This is a genomic window from Streptomyces sp. DT224, from assembly GCF_049844595.1.
GTDB lineage: Bacteria > Actinomycetota > Actinomycetes > Streptomycetales > Streptomycetaceae > Streptomyces.
In genome coordinates, this window is record NZ_JBNCLI010000077.1 from 1 (window position 1) to 221 (window position 221).

Sequence of the window (221 nt, forward strand, 5' to 3'; positions counted from 1 at the left end):
TGCGCGGCAGCGATCTCACCCACCGAGTGACCGGCCAGCACGTCCGGCACCACACCCAGCGAGGCGAGGAGCCGGTAAAGCGCGACCTCGAACGCGAACAGCGCCGGCTGCGTGAGCCCGGTCTCGTTCAGTACGCCGTCGGGGTCGCTGAACATCACCTCGCGCAGCGAACAACCCAGCAACGGGTCCAGCACCGCACAGATCTCATCAAGAGCCTCGGC

1 protein-coding gene is annotated in these 221 nt (G+C 67.4%); it reads right to left on the bottom strand.

Going from position 1 to position 221, the window contains the following annotated elements; genetic code table 11:
* On the bottom strand, positions 1 to 221 hold a 221-nt coding region (locus ACLQ2N_RS36110; protein ID WP_425820049.1), incomplete at both ends, for an acyltransferase domain-containing protein.